Genomic DNA, 17,150 nt, shown 5'->3' on the forward strand with positions numbered 1-17,150 from the left:
CATTAGACTTTTCCAAGGGCCTTGAGAATCTTTTCACAAGTAATGGGCTGATCAAACACTGCAGTGTTAAATGGTGCCAGAGCATCATTAATCGCATTTTGAACCGCCCCAGGGGCGCCAGCTGTACCAGCCTCACCAGCACCTTTTGCACCCAACTTAGATGACTGAGTTGGGGTCTCAACGTGAGCTACCTCAATATCCGGCATTTCATTGGCCATTGGCACTAAGTAATCAGCCATACTGCCATTTCGTAACAGGCCACTCTCGTCGTAGATACACTCCTCGAAAAGGACGCCACCGATACCCTGCACAATTGCACCACGCACTTGCTCGTCCACCAACATGGGATTCAACACACGACCGCAATCCTCAACTGCCCAGTGCTTTAAGAGCTTTACAAATCCAGTATCCGGATCGACTTCCACATAAGAAGCCTGAACGCCATTAGTAAAAATAAATGGATATTCTTTTTGAGTGTAATGACGTGTCACCATCAGGTCAGCCGAGAATCCTACTGGCAAAGTATCTGTACGGAAATAACCTATTCGCCCAATCTCACTAAACGGTAGGAGCTGCTCACCGCTTGCTTTATCTAAAACATGACCACGGCGAACAGATAACTCTTCAGGCGATCTACTCAAGATTGCACCAGCGAGCTTCAAGATATTCTCTTGAAGTGCTTGGCAAGCCAATAAGACTGCCTCACCACCCACTCCGGCACCACGTGAAGCCCAGGTACCACCTCCGTAAGGAGTCACATCGGTATCACCAGTAATGATGCGCACATCTTTAATCGACAGACCGACGGCATCAGCAGCAATTTGCGCATAAATACCTTCAGTACCTTGGCCCTGCTCACCAACACCGATCAATATCGATACAACGCCGCTTGGATCTAGACGCGCAGAGGCGCCATCCTGAGATGCGATACGCGCACCACCCACGCCATAGAATGCCGGACTTGGGTTAGTTAACTCGATTAATGTGGCAAAACCGATTCCACGATAGATACCTTTTTTACGCAACTCAGCCTGCTCTTTACGCAAAGCAGAATAGTCCATCATCTTTTCAATAGTTCGTAAGCATTGCTCGTGTGAAAGCACTTCCAACTTAATTCCGGAAATTCCCGAGCAAGGGTATGCATCATCAGGAATCACATTACGTTTACGAAACTCCAAAGGATCCATTTTTAGTTTTTGAGCGGCTAAATCAACCAAGCCCTCAGTCACGGCGCAGGCAATAGGGTGACCTACGCCACGATATTGGCAGGTAGGCGTTTTATTCTGAAACACCACATTCAGTTTGGCGCGGTAGTTCTGATGCTTATATGGCCCGCCAACCAAGTTCACCACCTGATTACCTTCGATTGCACTGGTTCTCGGAAACATAGAGTAAGGGCCAATCGCTGTGAGATCGTCGATCTCAAATGCCAAGATATCACCTTCTTTATTGGCTGCAATACGTCCTTTAATCCGATGCTCACGCGCATGAATATCACTCGTAAATGATTCAAGTCGATCTGCAACAAACTTGACTGGGCGCTCCAACATCATCGCTAGACCCACCGTTGCAAAATCATCAGGATACGCATGCACCTTAATACCAAAGGATCCGCCTACGTCTTTACAAATGACATGGACATCAGACTCTGACAAGCCAAACTGACGGCAATATAAATCTTGCATCATGTGCGGCGCTTGTTGCGAGTGATATACCGTGAGGCGACGATCGCCAGGATTGTAGTCAGCAATTTGGCAGCGAGGCTCTAAAGTAACGCCTGTATGTCGACCAAATCCAAAAGTAGCTTCAGCCACAATATCTGCGGTTGCAAATACTTCATCTACCTGGCCAACATCCAAAGTACGGGTAAAGCAAAGATTGTCGCCAAGCTCAGGATGAATTACCGGAGTATCTGCATCCAATGCCGTTTCCATTGAAACTACTGCAGGCAACTCCTCCCACTCAACATCAATGAACTGCAAAGCATCTTCTGCTTGTGCACGCGTCTCAGCAACTACAGCAACTACAGGCTCGCCTTGCCAGCAAGCCCTATCAATTGCTAATGCGTATTGAGGAGCGGATTTCATACCCGCAAGATGACCTAAGGTAGCAACCCATGGCTTACAAAGCTCAGCCATTTTCACGCCATCGACAATAGCTAGAACACCTGGCATCTTGCTAGCTTCTTCAGTATGAATTTTTCCAATTTTCATATGCGCTACTGGCGAACGCCAATAGACGACATGGCCCATCCTAGGCAATTGAATATCATCTACATAGGTACCCTGACCCTCGATAAGCCGACGGGACTGATGTCGAGGTTCGCTGCTACCGATATAGCGCTGGTCATTGGTTACCGGATCAAGCACCAATCCTTTGAGATCTACTGGCTTATTCATAATCAGTTTTCCCAATCTTCTTAAGCGAGAGCAACAACGGGTTTAATTTTTTCACCTTTGGCACGAGCCTCAAGCACAGCCATGATGGCGTCTACTATGGAATGGTAGCCAGTACAACGGCAGTAGTTTCCAGAGATCCATTCACGCACTTCTTCACGAGTAGATTTAGGTTGTTTTTCTACTAATTCGGCCGCAGCAAGCAACATCCCAGAAGAGCAGAAACCACATTGCATTGCGTTATGGCGCATAAAGGCTTCTTGAAGATCTGCCAATGCCCCACTCTTAGTTAATCCCTCGATTGTTTCCACTACACAGCCATTGGCTTGTACGGCCAGATATAAACAGCCGCGAATGATTTTCCCATCCACCTTCACGGTACAGGCGCCGCAAGCACCTTGCTCACAACCAAGATGCGGACCTTTGAGATGGAGATCTTCTCGCAAAAAATCTACCAAATGACGACGCGGCTCAATCTCCGCATTCACTATCGAGCCATTGACGGTCATCGTAATTTTTTTCTTTAAGCTCATTGAAATCTCCGAACTAGATTTATCTTTTTATGTATTGATTGCTCAAGCAATTAAGTGCTTTAGGCCACGCTCTAATAAAACACCAATCAGATGTTGCTTCGTTTGCGCACTGTTAGTGATATCTGCGATCGACTCAATCTCTTCCCTTGCGGCAGCAACTGCATTTGCAATTAATTCGTCATTAAGAGACTTACCATCTACCAAGGCTTGAGCCTTTGTCGCCATGATCGGCGTAGCACACACAGAGAAGAAGGTAAAAGTGCAATCGCTCAGAACATGACCCGCCTTATTCGCAACTAAAGCCACCCCAGCAATCGCATAGTCTCCGTGGCGACGAGCTAACTCATGGAAATAAAAAACTTGATTACCACTAGCAATAGGGATTTCTGTTGCTATAAGAATTTCATTAGGCTCTAAAGAAGTGGTGTAAAGATCAATGAAGAAGTCTTGCGCTGAAATTCGACGCTCTCCATCAGGGCCACCAATCAACATGGTTGCATTCAATGCCAGGCTACAGGCAGGCCATTCAGCCGCAGGATCTCCATAGGCTAGAGAGCCGCCCCAGGTCCCTAAATTACGGATCGCTCTGTGGGCAATATGCGGAGCTGCAGCCTTAAGAAGTGGTGCATGCTGCGCAATTAGTTTGGAGTCCTCAATCTCCGTATGGGTTACTAATGCACCAATACGTAATTGATCTCCGTTAACGGAAATACCTTTTAACTCATCCAAATTCGTAATGTCAATCAGCATGCTAGGCTCAGAAAGACGCAGGTTCAAGGTAGCTAAGAGCGTCTGCCCACCTGCAATCAATTGCGCATCTTCACCAGCTTCGGCCAACATAGCTAAAGCCTCACTGAGAGCCTTCGGTTTTGCATAATCAAATGCTGCTGCTTTCATTGTGTCTCCTCCACTACTTTTATATTGACATCGCCGCGCATTATTGGGCTTGCGGGTCTGACTCTAGTGGCGCTATTTCACCACCTAACTCTTTTGCAAATCGCTGGAAAAAGTCATCCGCAATCTTTTTAGCAGAGGCGCTAATAAGCCGCCCACCAATTTGACCAAGCTTGCCGCCAATAGAAGCCTCAGTCGTATAAGAAACCAGTGTCCCGCCCTCGGCAGCCTTCAACTCCACTCGTGAACGACCTTTTGCAAATCCCGCAGCACCACCAGAGCCCTCAAAGGCCATAGAACAGGATTGATCTGGAATGACATCACTCAAAAATAGCTTTCCTGAGAATCTGGCTCTGACGGGTCCAATTTTGAACATCACCTTGGCATGAATCTCCTCGGGGGAGATGCGACTAATTTCCTCGCAACCTGGAATGGACTTTGCCAGCACGTCAATATCATTCAAGCCCTTCCATACATCTGGGATTGGGGCTGCAATGAGCTGCTCGCCATTTAATTCCATTACATCTCCTTGGGGTTTGTACGAATAGAGTCTTATCTACCAATTGTTCAACAATGTACCATTATTTAACTTTTGGTCAATAAGGCCAAATTCGGATAAACCCTGATGACAATGAGTTTCGATCGAGATGGCAGTGCTAGAGGCAGTATCGCTACAGAAGTAGCTACATCCAGTACGCCTGCACGTCGCAGAATGAGTACTGCAGATCGTAAGCGTCAGATTCTGGATCGTGCTATCCAATACTTTGCAAAGCATGGAATGGATGGGCAACTCAGGAACCTCACAAAGGGATTGGGTGTTACCCACACCCTGCTTTACCACTACTTCCCTACCAAGGATGCTTTAATCAAAGCAGTCTATGAAGATGTCTTCGAGTCACGCTGGAAGCCGGAGTGGGAGCAGCTACTCGACAATAAGACGCTCTCTCCCGAAGAAAAATTTAATGCTTTCTATCTCGACTACTCAAACACAGTACTGACCTACGATTTTGTACGTATTTTAATTTTCTCAGGGCTGAGCGATCATTCCATTAGTGACCGCTTCTTTGAATTATTGCGTGATCGTCTATTGCCGCGCCTGATTCGAGAAACCCGTAAACACTGTGGTCGTAGCTCGCGTAGCAAGCCTTCCCAGCGAGAATTAGAATTTTTGATGGGCCTGCATGGCGGCATCTTTTATATTGGTATGCGACGTTGGATATACGGGCAAGCCATTTATGACTCCGGCAACCCCCATACCGAGCAAGAAATTATTCAAGATCGAGTTAGCTCTTACCTCGCTTCAGCAAAAACTTTATTTAATACTGGTAAAAAATAAAATGACGAACTTAAGCTTAAATCACTTCTCTATTCGTAGCCTAGAGATTGAACAAACTACCAAGTTTTACTGCGATGTCTTTGGATTCACAGTTGGACCCAGGCCTGATTTTCCTTTCCCGGGTGTGTGGCTATACAACGGTGATCAAAACGATTGGGCTAACGCAGTTGTTCATCTCATCGCAATTGATAAGAACAATCCTAATGGCTTAAAACAATATCTTGGGGAACGAGATCCTAGCTCACTCTTTGGCTCTGGCGCAGTAGATCATATCGCCTTCTTTGCCAAGGGATTGGAGGCCAAACTTGCATTACTAGAGAAGTTGGGCATACCTTGCAGACAACGCACCGTACCCGCCATTAAATTACACCAAGTCTTTATGGATGATCCTAATGGTGTTGTGGTTGAGTTGAACTACCCTGCTGCAGAAAAGGCGGCACTAGATGCCAAGGCTGCGTAAGTAAAGATGGCCAAAATACTTGTCATCGGCGGATCACTTGGGGGCTTATTTGCCGCCAATATATTGCTGCGCCAAGGGCATGATGTCACTTTATTAGAAAAAGCAATTGGCTCCCTAGATGGTCGAGGCGCCGGAATCGTGACCCATGACGCTCTTGCAGATGCTTTAAGTGAAGCTGGTATTCAAGTTGATGATAGCCTAGGGGTTGCTGTATCGAAGCGAGTTACCTTGGGGGTTGATGGCGAGAACCTCGGTGAAATGCCACTCCCACAAATCCTGACCTCATGGAGCCGCTTATATCACCTATTAAAAGAGAATTTTCCAAGCGAGCGTTACCTACAAGGCAAGAATGTCAAAGTGGTGACACAGGACTCTAATAGCGTTCAGGTAAGTTGTGAAGATGGCAGCACTTATCAGGCAGAGCTTCTGATTGCATCAGATGGTATACGCTCCACAGTCAGATCCCAAGTAGCACCAAACATCCAACCTGAATACGCAGGATATATTGCGTGGCGTGGCGTTTGTGATGAAAGTAATTTATCAAATTACACCTTAGATACTCTATTTAATTATTTTGGATTCTGCTTACCTAATGGCGAACAGATGCTTGGCTATCCAGTTGCAGGGCCTGGCAATGACACCAGACCAGGCAAGCGTCGCTATAACTTTGTTTGGTATCGCCCGGCATCCGAGGATGATGAGCTAGTCAAGTTGCTGACTGATGCGGATGGCCACTATTATCCGACTGGCATCCCACCGCTAAAAGTCTCATGGAAGCATATTGCCGAAATGCGCACAGTTGCGCGCGATATTCTGGCGCCACAATATGCCGAAATTTTAGAAAAAACACCCTCACCTTTTTTGCAAACGATTTATGACGTCCGTTCGGAGCAAATCGTCTTTGGAAGAATTGCCTTAATGGGGGATGCCGCTTTTGTTGGCAGACCTCATGTGGGCATGGGAGTTACCAAAGCAGGTGATGAGGCCATGGTAATCGCACGTCACATTGCAGCCTTAGGGGCAACTCCTGCAGCACTTGAAGCGTACAGCAAGGAGCGTCTTGAATTTGGGCAACAGGTTGTTGCAAGAGCGCAATACTTAGGGCGCTACATGCAAGCACAAGGTAGCAAAGGCAGCAGAAATAACGATAGCCTGCGTAGAAATGCAGATACCGTCATGGCAGAAACAGCCATCGATATCAGTACTTTGTTGGCGGCTGGAAAAGCAGTGCCAGAGTCACATGAATGAAAACCCGCTGTAGATTTTAGTATTACTAGAAGCATTCAGTTAAGATTTATGCAATACGCAGTAGTCCCATTAATTAACTGTTTTAAATGGAGGAGACAACCATGAAACAAAAAGTAACGAATCAAACAAGAAGAAAAATGTTGATCGGCGGAGCTGCTGCTGCCAGCACTCCACTGTGGATGAATGTAGCCAGCGCCCAGGCTGAACCAATTAAGATTGGTTTTCCAACACCACTAACTGGGCCATTTTCTGCAGAGGCACAAGATCAAGTTAAAGCAGCTGAATTAGCCATTAAAGAATTTAATGACGCCGGTGGCTTTAATGGACGCAAAGCCGAACTTTTAGTTCGTGACGACAAACTCAACCCAGGTGAAGCTGCAACGCGCACTCTCGAGTTAATTGAAAAAGATAAAGTGAATTTTGTTGTGGGTTCACTATCGGCCGCAACTCAACTCTCTATCAATGCCGTTTGTAAAGAGCGTAAAGTTCTCTTCAATTCAATTAGCCAATCTGATGCGATTAACGAAGCAAAAGACTGGAGTGTTTACACATTCCACGAGGCACTCAATCCAACGATGACAGCAGGTGCAGTGGCGCGCTATGCCATCCCCCGTTTCGGCAAGAAGATCGTATTCCTGACCGCCGACTATGCTTATGGCCATGAGATGGTGCGCGCTTTTGAGCGTGCAGGCAAGGAAATGGGTGCCACTACATTGGCCGATATTCGTCATCCCTTGGGCGCATCTGATTACTCTGCATTCTTGCCGCGCATTAAAGCCTTAAATCCCGACATCTTGGTACTTTGCAACTTTGGTCGCGACCTCGTGAATGCAGCTAAACAATGTACTGACTTTGGTCTAAAGTCCAGCATGAAAATTGTGACCCCAGTCCTGCTCTACACTGCGCGCCTTGCTGGTGGACCAGAAGCATTTGAGGGTATCGTCGGCGGCACTTCTTATTACTGGGGACTTGAGGATCGCATCCCTACAGCCAAGACCTTTAATGACGCATTCCGTAAGATGTACAACGGTTCAGTACCGTCAGACTACGGCGCACTAGGTTACGCCGGGGTAAAAACAGTTCTCGCTGCTGTGAAGAATGCTAAATCCACCGATACAAATAAGGTAATCACAGCACTAGAGAATCTCAAGTACGACTTTTATAAAGGTCCTGAGTACTATCGCAAGTGTGACCACCAAGCAGTGCAAACGGTCATCATTGTGGAATCCAAATCTAAGAATATGAAGGATAAGTATGACGTCTTTAATATTCTGACGATTGAACCGACTACCGAGAAGAATATGCGTAGTTGCGCAGAGTTAGGCCACAAGGCTTAAATCTGAAATTCCAGGGCAGATCATCTGATTTGCCCTGAGCACCTCCCCTGATAGCAATGGCTGCAGGGGAGTTTTTCTGAGTATATATATGACCGGTCTTACATTTGAACTTCTCTGCATGCAGCTACTCACAGGAATTGCCCTGGGTAGCATCTACGCTCTTCTAGCACTGGGTTTGTGCCTGATTTTTGGCATGCTCAATGTAGTGAACTTTGCACACGGCGCCTTCTTCATGGTTGGCGCATTTATGGGCGTCTATTTTTTAGGCATAACGGGAAACTTTTGGTTCAGCTTAATTCTCACGCCGCTTGCCACTGGAGCCCTCGGATTATTAACCGAGCGATTCTTAGTGCGCCCCCTATACGGTCGCGGTATTGACTACCCGCTACTCCTCACCTTTGGATTGTCTTATGTCCTGATTGAGGCAATGCGCGTTACTTTTGGCATAGAAGGTTTGCCTTCCGTTACGCCTGATGGATTGAAGGGTACTTTAGATGTTGGCATTGGCTTCTTTCCAAAATATCGCCTGTTCCTGATTGCGGCTACCGTTGTCATTATTTTTGCAGTCTGGTTTTTCATTCAAAAGACTCGCTACGGCCTCATCATCAAAGCAGGCGCCGCTGACCAAGAGATCGTCAAGGTACTTGGCGTAGACATTGCTAAGGTGTGGTTAATGGTATTTGGACTAGGCTGTGCGATCGCCGGCCTCTCTGGAATATTGGCCTCACCTACTCGCTCGGTGAATCCAGAAATGGGCATTCCGATCTTGGCAGAGTCCTTTGTTGTGACGGTTGTGGGTGGCATGGGCTCAGCAGTCGGCGCGGTTGTCGCAGGCCTCTTGGTTGGCGTGGTTTACAGCATGACCTCCCTATTCTTTCCAGACCTTGCAGAGCTTTCGATTTTTGTGCTGATGGCAGTAGTACTCTTAATTCGCCCGCAAGGTTTATTTGGCAAAGCGGGGGCGATGGGTTAACCCTCCGAATATTTATGAAATCATTTTTCCAACTCGTTGAACGCCATCGCGTGCTAGCAAGCAGCCTTTTCTTGATGGTTTTTCCTTTCATCATGCCGTACGAAGCGCTTGCTATCAATATCTTGATCTTTGGCTTATTCGCCATGGGATTCAATCTCTTGTTTGGCTACATGGGACTACTATCCTTCGGACATGCAGCCTTCCTTGGTATTGGTAGCTATCTCACTGGTATTGGCATCGTCCATTACTCCATGCCTTGGGGCGCAGCAATATTGGTAGGCGTCATTGGTGCGGCTATCGGCGGACTGATTATGGGCTTTCTAGCCATTCGCACCAGAGGCATTTACTTCTCCATGGTGACACTCGCATTGGGTCAAATTGTGTTTTATTGCTTTTACAAGGCTGAGGGTTTGACTGGTGGGGAGAATGGCTTAAGAGGGGTACGAGTTGACACCTTTAATATTCTCGGCTTCCCAGTTGATTTTTTAAACCCCTTGGTGAAGTACTACATCATTCTCTTTTTTGTAGTCATCGCAATTTGGCTCATATCCCGAATCTTGAGCTCACCTCTGGGCGCCGTGATGGAGGCGATTCGCGAGAATGAAAAACGTGCCGCAGCCTGTGGCTTTGATGTCGCCCGCACCAAACTATTGGTTTTTGTGTTGTCAGCTGCAATCTGCGGTTTAGCGGGTTCATTGCGCGCTCTACACCTTTCTATTGTTCCAATAGACTCACTCCACTACCTCCAATCTGGACAAGCGGTAATGATGAGCATCTTAGGTGGTATGGGCACTTTCTTTGGGCCATTCATTGGCGCAGCTGTCATGCTCTATTTAGAGGATGTGGTTACTACCTTTACCAAGCATTGGATGGCCGTTATCGGACTGATATTTATGTTCTTCGTTTTGTTCTTCCCTAAAGGAATTTGGGGAAGCATCTTGAGCAAGCTAAACCTCAATCAGGATTTGAAATAATGAGTAGCTCAAATCAAACCCCCATTCTAGAAGCTCGTAATGTCAGTAAGAGCTTTGGGAAATTTAAAGCCTTACAGAATGTCTCAACCACATTTATGCCCGGCTCCCTTACAGCAATCATTGGACCTAATGGCGCAGGCAAAAGTACCTTCTTTAATGTTCTTAGTGGCGCATTTCCACCGTCTAGCGGCCAAATCTTATTTAATGGCAAAGATATTACCGGCATGCAGCAATATGAGTTTGCCCGTATCGGCATCTCTAAGAGCTTTCAGATTACCAATGTATTTAAGCAACTCACCGTTCATGAAAATGTGCGCGTTGCCGCCCAAATGGAAACGGCGCGTTATAACTTTTTACGTAATGCACAAAGTTATCCAGAGCCCATTGAGCTTGCAGACCAGTTGTTACGTCGCGTTAACTTAGAGCATCTCAGAAATAAAAAGACGGGGGACTTAGCCCACGGTCAACAACGCGCTTTAGAAATTGCGATGGCGCTCGCATGCAACCCTAGCCTTCTTTTACTGGATGAGCCAACCGCAGGCATGTCTCCTGAGGAAACGCTCGTCATGATGGATCTCATTCGCACGCTTGCAAATGAAAGAACGGTGATTTTGGTTGAGCATAAGATGAAACTCATCATGGGTTTATGCAAACGCATCATTGTTTTACATCATGGTGAGTTTTTAGCTGAAGGCACTCCAGAAGAAATTCAGAATAATGCAGAGGTACGACGTGTGTACCTAGGTCAAGGTTAAAGAAGGTGTATATATGTTGCGTGTAGAAAATTTAAATGCCTGGTACGACCGCAGCCACGTTCTGCAAGGCGTCTCCTTAGAAGTCAATAGCGGTGAAATCGTTACCTTAATGGGCCGTAATGGTGCTGGCAAGACTACTACCCTGCGCTCCTTAATGGGTCTGCTGTCAAAGAGGGAAGGTAAAGCTTCTATTGATGGCACCTCTTTTTTAGATCTCGCGGCGCATGAGCGCTACCACTTAGGCTTAGCTTATGTCCCCGAAGATAGGCGGATTGTTCCAGGATTAACCGTCAAAGAAAACTTAGAGCTGGGTGTGATTGCCAAGAAAAGTCGTGGCGATATGAATGCCCTGGTTGATGAAATCGCAGAAACCTTTCCTCGCCTGAAGGAGCGATTGCATCAGGATGGTACTTCGATGTCTGGTGGAGAACAGCAGATGCTAGCGATTGCTCGCGCCATGATTGCCAAGCCAAAAGTAATCTTGTTGGATGAACCATCAGAAGGGATCATGCCAGTCTTGGTTGAAGAAATGTTTGAACTATTTGCCAAACTAAAGCAGCAGGGTTTAACTATTCTGCTTGTGGAGCAAAATGTTCAGCAAGCACTTAAGATTTCCGATAGAGCTTATATTTTGGATCAAGGTGAAATTGTTTTCCACGACACCGCTCAAAATCTGTTGAATAACGACGAGATTCAGCAAAAATACTGCGCTGTTTAATCTTTCAAATCCCCGCTTAAATTAGACCTAGCCAATGTCCTAATTGGTGCCAAACGCTGGTGGGCACCAAAGTTAACAACCAGGTCATCGTGAGATAGCGTAGTAACTTACCAATAAACATATAGATTAAGCATGGGCCCCAAGCCAGCCTGAGCCACCCTGCCGCCAAACACAAGGGGTCGCCAAAGCCAGGCAACCAGGATAACAAGAGCATCTTTGGCCCCCGCTCTTCGAGCCAGCGCTGCATTCTGCCATTACTGGGTCCTTTGAGGGACTCAAAGCTATTACGGCTTATTAGTCCGAGCCACCAGTCAAGCATACCCCCCAATGTATTGCCGATCGTGGCAACCATAATGGCGATCCAATATAAATGGGGATTAACTGAGACGTAGCCAAACAGTATGGGCTCAGAGCCGACAGGCAGTAAAGTTGCGGAGATAAAAGCGCTGATAAATACCGCTGGCAAACCAATCGATGGCATCCCAAAGAAGTCAAAGAATTGACTGAGCATTTGCTCCATTACGCCAGAACTCCGGACGGTTTAGAAAGTAAGTACTTGGTCATCTATCAAGTATGCCCCAATAGACACTCAGGTCGGCCGCGGCCCTTAGGAATGAGGTCTTTTTTGACCTGCCCTGAATTCTGAATTCTTGCTTAAACTGTAGGTCTTAGCATTAATTAACCTCCCCCTACTTTAGATAGCCATATGAATCACCCCATCCCCAAGCCAGACCAATATCAAGATATGCGTGAAGCTTTGCGCGACCTCTGTAGCAGCTTTGACTCTGCTTACTGGCAAAAGGTAGATCATGAGCGTGACTATCCAGAGGCGTTTGTAGATGCCATGGCCCAAGCGGGCTGGTTAGCGGCATTAATTCCTGAGGAGTATGGTGGCTCTGGATTGGGTTTGGCTGAGGCTTCAGTCATCATGGAGGAGATTAATTTCTCCGGTGGCAACGCTGGCTCTTGCCATGGACAGATGTACAACATGGGCACCTTGCTACGCCATGGCTCTGACCTACAGAAGAAACTCTACCTCCCAAAAATCGCAACCGGTGAATTACGCCTTCAGAGTATGGCGGTGACCGAACCCAGCACAGGCACGGATACCACCAAACTCAAAACTACTGCCGTCAAAAAAGGTGATAAGTACATTGTGAATGGTCAGAAGGTTTGGATCTCCCGCATTCAGCACTCTGATTTGATGATTCTGCTAGCGCGCACTACGCCATTAGCAGAGGTCAAGAAAAAATCAGAGGGCATGTCGATCTTTATCGTCAACCTGAAAGATGCTATTGGCAATGGCATGGCAATTCAGCCGATTGCTAATATGGTCAATCATGAAACCAATGAAGTCTTCTTTGATAACTTAGAAATTCCAGCTGAGAATCTCATTGGCGAAGAAGGCAAAGGCTTTAAGTACATCTTAGATGGCCTCAATGCCGAGCGCGTCCTCATTGCAGCTGAGTGCATTGGTGATGCTTATTGGTTTGTAGATAAATCACGGCGTTATGCCAATGACCGTGTGGTATTTGATCGCCCTATTGGCAAGAACCAAGGCATTCAGTTCCCTATTGCCGACTCGTTTATTGAGACCGAGGCAGCTAACTTGATGCGCTTTAAAGCATGCGAACTGTTTGACAATAATCAAGCTTGCGGTGCAGAGTCGAATATGGCTAAGTACTTGGCTGCAAAAGCCTCTTGGGAAGCGGCCAATGTTTGTCTACAAACGCATGGTGGCTTTGGTTTTGCGAATGAATATGATGTTGAACGCAAGTTCCGCGAGACCCGTCTCTATCAAGTTGCGCCTATCTCTACGAACTTGATCTACTCTTATGTGGCAGAGCACATTTTGGGTCTGCCACGCTCCTTTTGATGTGCTAGATCTTTTGATTGATTGAGTTTTTTTAGACAAGTAATGACATGAGTATTCGCCCCTTAGATGGCATCACTGTAGTTTCCCTAGAACACGCTATTGCCGCCCCTTTTTGCACGCGCCAATTAGCTGATTTAGGTGCGCGTGTTATTAAGGTTGAGAGGCCTGGTGCCGGAGACTTTGCCCGCGCCTATGATGAGCGCGTCAATGGCATGTCCTCTCACTTTACTTGGGTCAACCGCTCCAAAGAAAGTTTGACCTTAGATCTCAAGCAAGAATCTGCGCTAGCAGCACTGAAGATGCTACTCAAAACAGCTGACGTCCTAGTACAAAATTTGGCGCCTGGTGCCGCAGCACGCATGGGACTGACTGCAGAGCTCTTGCAAAAAGACAATCCGGGTTTGATTTTGTGCGACATCTCAGGTTATGGAAATAACGGCCCTTATCGTGACAAAAAGGCTTATGACCTGTTGATTCAAAGTGAAGCTGGGTTCTTATCTGTTACCGGCACACCAGAAACTCCTAGTAAAGCAGGTAACTCGATTGCTGATATTGCTGCAGGCATGTATGCGTACACCAATGTACTGGCGGCACTATTACAGCGGGGTAAGACTGGCAAGGGATCTACGATTGATGTTTCTATGCTCGAGTCTTTGGGTGAATGGATGAGTTATCCACTCTATTACGCTTATGAGGGTGCAACACCCCCTCCTCGCAATGGTGCATCTCATGCCACGATCTATCCTTATGGGCCATTTAAAGCTGGTGATGGCGGCACTATCATGCTGGGATTACAAAATGATCGTGAGTGGGTTTTATTCTGTGAAGTGGTACTTGAAAATCTAGCCCTCGCCAAAGATGAGCGCTTTGATAAAAACTTCAAACGTAATGAAAAGCGCGATGAATTACTTTCGATCATTGATGCGTGTTTTAGCAAACTCACTACCGAGCAGGTCATAGCAAAACTGGATCAAGCTCAAATCGCCAATGCCCGACTAAACGATATGCAGGGTTTATGGAATCACGATCAACTCAAAGCTCGCGAGCGCTGGGTACAAGTCGGTTCACCGGTAGGTCCCATTCCCGCAATGCTTCCGCCTGGTAGCAATAACAGCTTCGACTACCGCATGGATGCCATTCCTGCGGTGGGGCAGCATACCGAAGCAATCTTATCTGAACTTGGTATTGCTGCAAGTGAGATTGAGGTAATGCGCAGCCAAGGGGCGATTTAAAGTAGAGGTGATGCTAAGTGTGCCGCGTTCTCTAGTAAGACGCGCCAACGTGGTCGCTTAGCCCAACTTACCGGATCAACTAAATCCGATTGGGCTAAGTAGGATTCAATCAGGGTCTCTAGCTTGGCACAAAACTCATTGTTGTAGACAATTAAACTGATCTCAAAATTGAGGCGCAAGCTGCGCTGATCAAAATTGACTGATCCAAAAATCGCCACTTGCTGATCTATTAGCAAACTCTTGGTATGCAATAAACCACCATGAAATTCAGCGATATTGACACCCGCATCCATCAGGTCAGCATAAAAGCTATGGCTACTCCAGGCGACTAAGGCTGAATCGTTCAATTTAGGAACAATTAAAGTGACCTTCACACCACGACCAGCTGCTGCCATCAACGCCTGAATCAAGCCATCATCTGGACCAAAGTAAGGCGTGGTGATGATGAGCTCTTTGCGTGCATCCATGATGGCGGAGAGCAATACCTGATACAAGATGTCATCGCGATATACCGGACCGGAAGAAAACTCTTGGGCAAGTACTCGCCCCTCAATCGGAGTGGGAGTGGGAGCCACAGCATTAAAGTGGGTAATCTTCGGATTGTCGACACTCCAGTCAAAAGAGAATGTCAGCTCAAACTGAGATGCAACCGGGCCTTCAATTCTGACCATGGCATCCACCCACTCCCCCACACCGGAGTCTTGCTTAAAACTGCGTGGATCGACCATATTCATACTGCCAGTCCAAACCACGGTGTTATCGATCACAAATATTTTTCGATGTAGCCGGAGATCCGCACGACGAAATTGAAAGCGTCCAATTTGAATTGGCAATGCCTCAGTGACTTGAATGCCAGCATTTCTAAAGCGATTAGGCCAGCTGGATTTAAACCAATCTTTACTTCCCAATGAATCTAGTAACACCTTACAGGCTACACCCCGTTTAGCCGCCGCAATTAAGGCCTCGCCAACGCGATCAGCATCACCACCTAAGGCCCAAATATAAAACTCCAAATGCAGTGATTTTTTTGCCTGGTTAATTTCGTCAATGAAATGCTGCAAAATCTCAAGTGAGCTGGTAAACAACTCTATCTTGTTACCAGCAATCACGGGGGATCCGTTTTTGGATTCAGCTAATAAGCTAAGAGCCCTGCCTTCGATAGGTAGTTGTAGCTTATCAGCTTGATAGTGCTTGCGCATTTCTGCTGTGATGGCCGCATATTCCTTATCCATCCGAATAATTTTTCTCGTGAGTTTACGACCTACAGGGCGCTCACCAATCAGGATGTAGAGACTGATACCTAGAAGCGGAAACAAGACCACAATCAAAAACCATGCAATCGCAACACCGACTGGTCTTCTGACGGAAATTAATCTAAATCCAAACAGAATCACAATGACCGCATGAACTATGGGGACCCAAATTAAAGAGAATCCAAAAATAGATCCTAATAAATAATTTAATATGCTCATATGATTTCCAGTTCAGCAGTAATACCTAGATGATCTGAGAGCTTCAACCATTCATGCAAAACTGCTGCCGAATGAATCTTCAAGCCTCGTACATAAATTCGGTCCATTGAAAGCATGGGCTTCACACTGGGAAAGGTTTTTGCAGGAGCACCTGTAAGTACCTCAAAAACCTCTTGAAAACCAGCGGCACGCATCGGGGCGCTAACACGATTACGCCAATCGTTAAAGTCACCCGCCACAATAGTGGGTCCACCCTCTGCAAGAAAATCAATGTAGCGAATAATTTCATCTAATTGACGCTCTCGCCCCCTCTCAAATAAAGCTAGATGCACACAAAAACAATGGATCGGCGTTGAATTTCCTTCTAGCTGGGCAACGCTATGGAGCAAGCCTCGCCTCTCGAATCGATAGGCAGAGATGTCGTAGTTTTCACCTTTACGCAATGGCCTCTTTGAAAGGATTGCGTTGCCATGATGGCCGTCTGGATACTCAACATTTTTACCGTAGTGCCAATCATGCCAAAAGTCTTCGGATAAAAAATGGGTAAGCTCTGTTAGTGGCCATTGGCTAAATCTCCTAATCCGCCCACGATGCTCTTGTTGCAGCTCTTGTAAAAATAGCAAGTCTGGATGATGACTGCGCATTTTTTGACGCAACTCATAAATAGTGGATTTTCTGTGCAAGGGTGATAGCCCCTTGTGGACATTCATAGTCATGATGCTAAAGCGACCTAGCACTTGTGTCATCAAAACTGTCCTGCAGCACGCTGCCGTCGCACGCGTGCTAAATAGATTTCACCCTCGACTAAATCCTGACACTGCATACATTTATTACAAATGGATGCCTGCTCGCGTAAGTCATCAATCGAGTCAATTGGATGAGTATCGAGATATTCGCGCAGATCAACATCGAGAACCTCATTACAGAGGCAAATGACTTCGGCCAT

Annotated in this window: 18 protein-coding genes; 10 read left to right on the forward strand and 8 right to left on the reverse strand. The window is 46.6% G+C overall.

Going from position 1 to position 17,150, the window contains the following annotated elements; translation table 11 throughout:
- Positions 1-2: 2 nt before the first annotated feature.
- The 4 genes from ICN27_RS06490 to ICN27_RS06505 are packed head-to-tail and all read right to left on the reverse strand — an operon-like array spanning position 3 to position 4,343.
- Positions 3-2,399: a xanthine dehydrogenase family protein molybdopterin-binding subunit gene (locus ICN27_RS06490; RefSeq protein ID WP_216269414.1), complete on the reverse strand. Its 2,397-nt coding sequence runs from the start codon at positions 2,397-2,399 to the stop codon at positions 3-5.
- Between the two features lie 20 nt (positions 2,400-2,419).
- Positions 2,420-2,929 (reverse strand): (2Fe-2S)-binding protein, encoded by a 510-nt coding sequence (locus ICN27_RS06495; protein WP_215307634.1) that lies wholly within the window; start codon positions 2,927-2,929, stop codon positions 2,420-2,422.
- A 42-nt stretch (positions 2,930-2,971) separates the two neighbouring features.
- Positions 2,972-3,826 carry a xanthine dehydrogenase family protein subunit M gene (locus ICN27_RS06500; RefSeq protein WP_216269415.1) on the reverse strand — a complete coding sequence of 285 codons (855 nt, stop codon included), beginning with the start codon at positions 3,824-3,826 and terminating at the stop codon, positions 2,972-2,974.
- A gap of 40 nt (positions 3,827-3,866) precedes the next feature.
- The gene (locus ICN27_RS06505) at positions 3,867-4,343 is read right to left on the reverse strand and encodes a CoxG family protein (RefSeq protein WP_215307638.1); all 477 of its coding nucleotides are present in this window, start codon (positions 4,341-4,343) and stop codon (positions 3,867-3,869) included.
- A 111-nt stretch (positions 4,344-4,454) separates the two neighbouring features.
- On the opposite strand from ICN27_RS06505, the gene ICN27_RS06510 reads away from it, so the two are divergent.
- From ICN27_RS06510 to ICN27_RS06545, 8 genes are all read left to right on the forward strand, one after another.
- The gene (locus tag ICN27_RS06510; protein ID WP_216269416.1) at positions 4,455-5,159 is read left to right on the forward strand and encodes a TetR/AcrR family transcriptional regulator; all 705 of its coding nucleotides are present in this window, start codon (positions 4,455-4,457) and stop codon (positions 5,157-5,159) included.
- A 1-nt stretch (position 5,160) separates the two neighbouring features.
- On the forward strand, positions 5,161-5,619 hold the full coding sequence (locus ICN27_RS06515; RefSeq protein ID WP_215307640.1) for a VOC family protein: 459 nt from the start codon (positions 5,161-5,163) through the stop codon (positions 5,617-5,619).
- Between the two features lie 6 nt (positions 5,620-5,625).
- Positions 5,626-6,867, forward strand: coding sequence for an FAD binding domain-containing protein (locus tag ICN27_RS06520; protein ID WP_216269417.1), 1,242 nt, complete (start codon positions 5,626-5,628; stop codon positions 6,865-6,867).
- Between the two features lie 101 nt (positions 6,868-6,968).
- Entirely contained in the window at positions 6,969-8,204 is a 1,236-nt protein-coding gene (locus tag ICN27_RS06525) for an ABC transporter substrate-binding protein (protein ID WP_251370801.1), read from the forward strand.
- A 118-nt stretch (positions 8,205-8,322) separates the two neighbouring features.
- Positions 8,323-9,177: a branched-chain amino acid ABC transporter permease gene (locus ICN27_RS06530; protein WP_255535055.1), complete on the forward strand. Its 855-nt coding sequence runs from the start codon at positions 8,323-8,325 to the stop codon at positions 9,175-9,177.
- 14 nt (positions 9,178-9,191) lie between these two features.
- On the forward strand, positions 9,192-10,151 hold the full coding sequence (locus ICN27_RS06535; RefSeq protein ID WP_215307646.1) for a branched-chain amino acid ABC transporter permease: 960 nt from the start codon (positions 9,192-9,194) through the stop codon (positions 10,149-10,151).
- Positions 10,151-10,906: an ABC transporter ATP-binding protein gene (locus ICN27_RS06540; protein WP_215307648.1), complete on the forward strand. Its 756-nt coding sequence runs from the start codon at positions 10,151-10,153 to the stop codon at positions 10,904-10,906. Before ICN27_RS06535 ends, ICN27_RS06540 begins: the two co-directional genes overlap by 1 nt.
- A gap of 13 nt (positions 10,907-10,919) precedes the next feature.
- Entirely contained in the window at positions 10,920-11,624 is a 705-nt protein-coding gene (locus ICN27_RS06545; RefSeq protein WP_215307650.1) for an ABC transporter ATP-binding protein, read from the forward strand.
- A gap of 16 nt (positions 11,625-11,640) precedes the next feature.
- Here the strand turns inward: ICN27_RS06545 and ICN27_RS06550 are convergent, their stop codons facing one another.
- Positions 11,641-12,144, reverse strand: a complete 504-nt coding sequence (locus tag ICN27_RS06550; protein WP_215307653.1) for a YqaA family protein — start codon at positions 12,142-12,144, stop codon at positions 11,641-11,643.
- Between the two features lie 186 nt (positions 12,145-12,330).
- Here ICN27_RS06550 and ICN27_RS06555 point away from each other — a divergent pair, with 186 nt between their 5' ends.
- A complete protein-coding gene (locus ICN27_RS06555) occupies positions 12,331-13,500 on the forward strand; it encodes an acyl-CoA dehydrogenase family protein (protein ID WP_215307655.1) in 1,170 nt (389 codons plus the stop codon).
- 47 nt (positions 13,501-13,547) lie between these two features.
- Positions 13,548-14,732 carry a CaiB/BaiF CoA-transferase family protein gene (locus tag ICN27_RS06560; RefSeq protein ID WP_216269419.1) on the forward strand — a complete coding sequence of 395 codons (1,185 nt, stop codon included), beginning with the start codon at positions 13,548-13,550 and terminating at the stop codon, positions 14,730-14,732.
- On the opposite strand, the gene cls is transcribed toward ICN27_RS06560, so the two are convergent.
- The 3 genes from cls to ICN27_RS06575 are packed head-to-tail and all read right to left on the reverse strand — an operon-like array spanning position 14,729 to position 17,150.
- Positions 14,729-16,204 (reverse strand): cardiolipin synthase, encoded by a 1,476-nt coding sequence (gene cls / locus ICN27_RS06565; RefSeq protein WP_215307659.1) that lies wholly within the window; start codon positions 16,202-16,204, stop codon positions 14,729-14,731. The two genes, ICN27_RS06560 and cls, sit on opposite strands and share 4 nt — an antisense overlap.
- Complete coding sequence (locus ICN27_RS06570) at positions 16,201-16,950, reverse strand: endonuclease/exonuclease/phosphatase family protein (protein ID WP_215307661.1); 750 nt, start codon at positions 16,948-16,950, stop codon at positions 16,201-16,203. Before ICN27_RS06570 ends, cls begins: the two co-directional genes overlap by 4 nt.
- The gene (locus tag ICN27_RS06575; RefSeq protein WP_215307663.1) at positions 16,950-17,150 is read right to left on the reverse strand and encodes a hypothetical protein; all 201 of its coding nucleotides are present in this window, start codon (positions 17,148-17,150) and stop codon (positions 16,950-16,952) included. The genes ICN27_RS06570 and ICN27_RS06575 overlap by 1 nt, the downstream gene beginning before the upstream one ends.

Source organism: Polynucleobacter sp. Nonnen-W13, from assembly GCF_018881735.1.
Classification (GTDB): domain Bacteria; phylum Pseudomonadota; class Gammaproteobacteria; order Burkholderiales; family Burkholderiaceae; genus Polynucleobacter.

Excerpts from the sequence above, each read along its gene's own strand:
- ICN27_RS06490 (WP_216269414.1), bottom strand. The coding sequence starts at position 2,399 with ATGAATAAGCCAGTAGATCTCAAAGGATTGGTGCTTGATCCGGTAACC.
- ICN27_RS06495 (WP_215307634.1), bottom strand. The coding sequence starts at position 2,929 with ATGAGCTTAAAGAAAAAAATTACGATGACCGTCAATGGCTCGATAGTG.
- ICN27_RS06500 (WP_216269415.1), bottom strand. The coding sequence starts at position 3,826 with ATGAAAGCAGCAGCATTTGATTATGCAAAACCGAAGGCTCTCAGTGAG.
- ICN27_RS06505 (WP_215307638.1), bottom strand. The coding sequence starts at position 4,343 with ATGGAATTAAATGGCGAGCAGCTCATTGCAGCCCCAATCCCAGATGTA.
- ICN27_RS06510 (WP_216269416.1), top strand. The coding sequence starts at position 4,455 with ATGAGTTTCGATCGAGATGGCAGTGCTAGAGGCAGTATCGCTACAGAA.
- ICN27_RS06515 (WP_215307640.1), top strand. The coding sequence starts at position 5,161 with ATGACGAACTTAAGCTTAAATCACTTCTCTATTCGTAGCCTAGAGATT.
- ICN27_RS06520 (WP_216269417.1), top strand. The coding sequence starts at position 5,626 with ATGGCCAAAATACTTGTCATCGGCGGATCACTTGGGGGCTTATTTGCC.
- ICN27_RS06525 (WP_251370801.1), top strand. The coding sequence starts at position 6,969 with ATGAAACAAAAAGTAACGAATCAAACAAGAAGAAAAATGTTGATCGGC.
- ICN27_RS06530 (WP_255535055.1), top strand. The coding sequence starts at position 8,323 with ATGCAGCTACTCACAGGAATTGCCCTGGGTAGCATCTACGCTCTTCTA.
- ICN27_RS06535 (WP_215307646.1), top strand. The coding sequence starts at position 9,192 with ATGAAATCATTTTTCCAACTCGTTGAACGCCATCGCGTGCTAGCAAGC.
- ICN27_RS06540 (WP_215307648.1), top strand. The coding sequence starts at position 10,151 with ATGAGTAGCTCAAATCAAACCCCCATTCTAGAAGCTCGTAATGTCAGT.
- ICN27_RS06545 (WP_215307650.1), top strand. The coding sequence starts at position 10,920 with ATGTTGCGTGTAGAAAATTTAAATGCCTGGTACGACCGCAGCCACGTT.
- ICN27_RS06550 (WP_215307653.1), bottom strand. The coding sequence starts at position 12,144 with ATGGAGCAAATGCTCAGTCAATTCTTTGACTTCTTTGGGATGCCATCG.
- ICN27_RS06555 (WP_215307655.1), top strand. The coding sequence starts at position 12,331 with ATGAATCACCCCATCCCCAAGCCAGACCAATATCAAGATATGCGTGAA.
- ICN27_RS06560 (WP_216269419.1), top strand. The coding sequence starts at position 13,548 with ATGAGTATTCGCCCCTTAGATGGCATCACTGTAGTTTCCCTAGAACAC.
- cls (WP_215307659.1), bottom strand. The coding sequence starts at position 16,204 with ATGAGCATATTAAATTATTTATTAGGATCTATTTTTGGATTCTCTTTA.
- ICN27_RS06570 (WP_215307661.1), bottom strand. The coding sequence starts at position 16,950 with ATGACACAAGTGCTAGGTCGCTTTAGCATCATGACTATGAATGTCCAC.
- ICN27_RS06575 (WP_215307663.1), bottom strand. The coding sequence starts at position 17,150 with ATGGCCGAAGTCATTTGCCTCTGTAATGAGGTTCTCGATGTTGATCTG.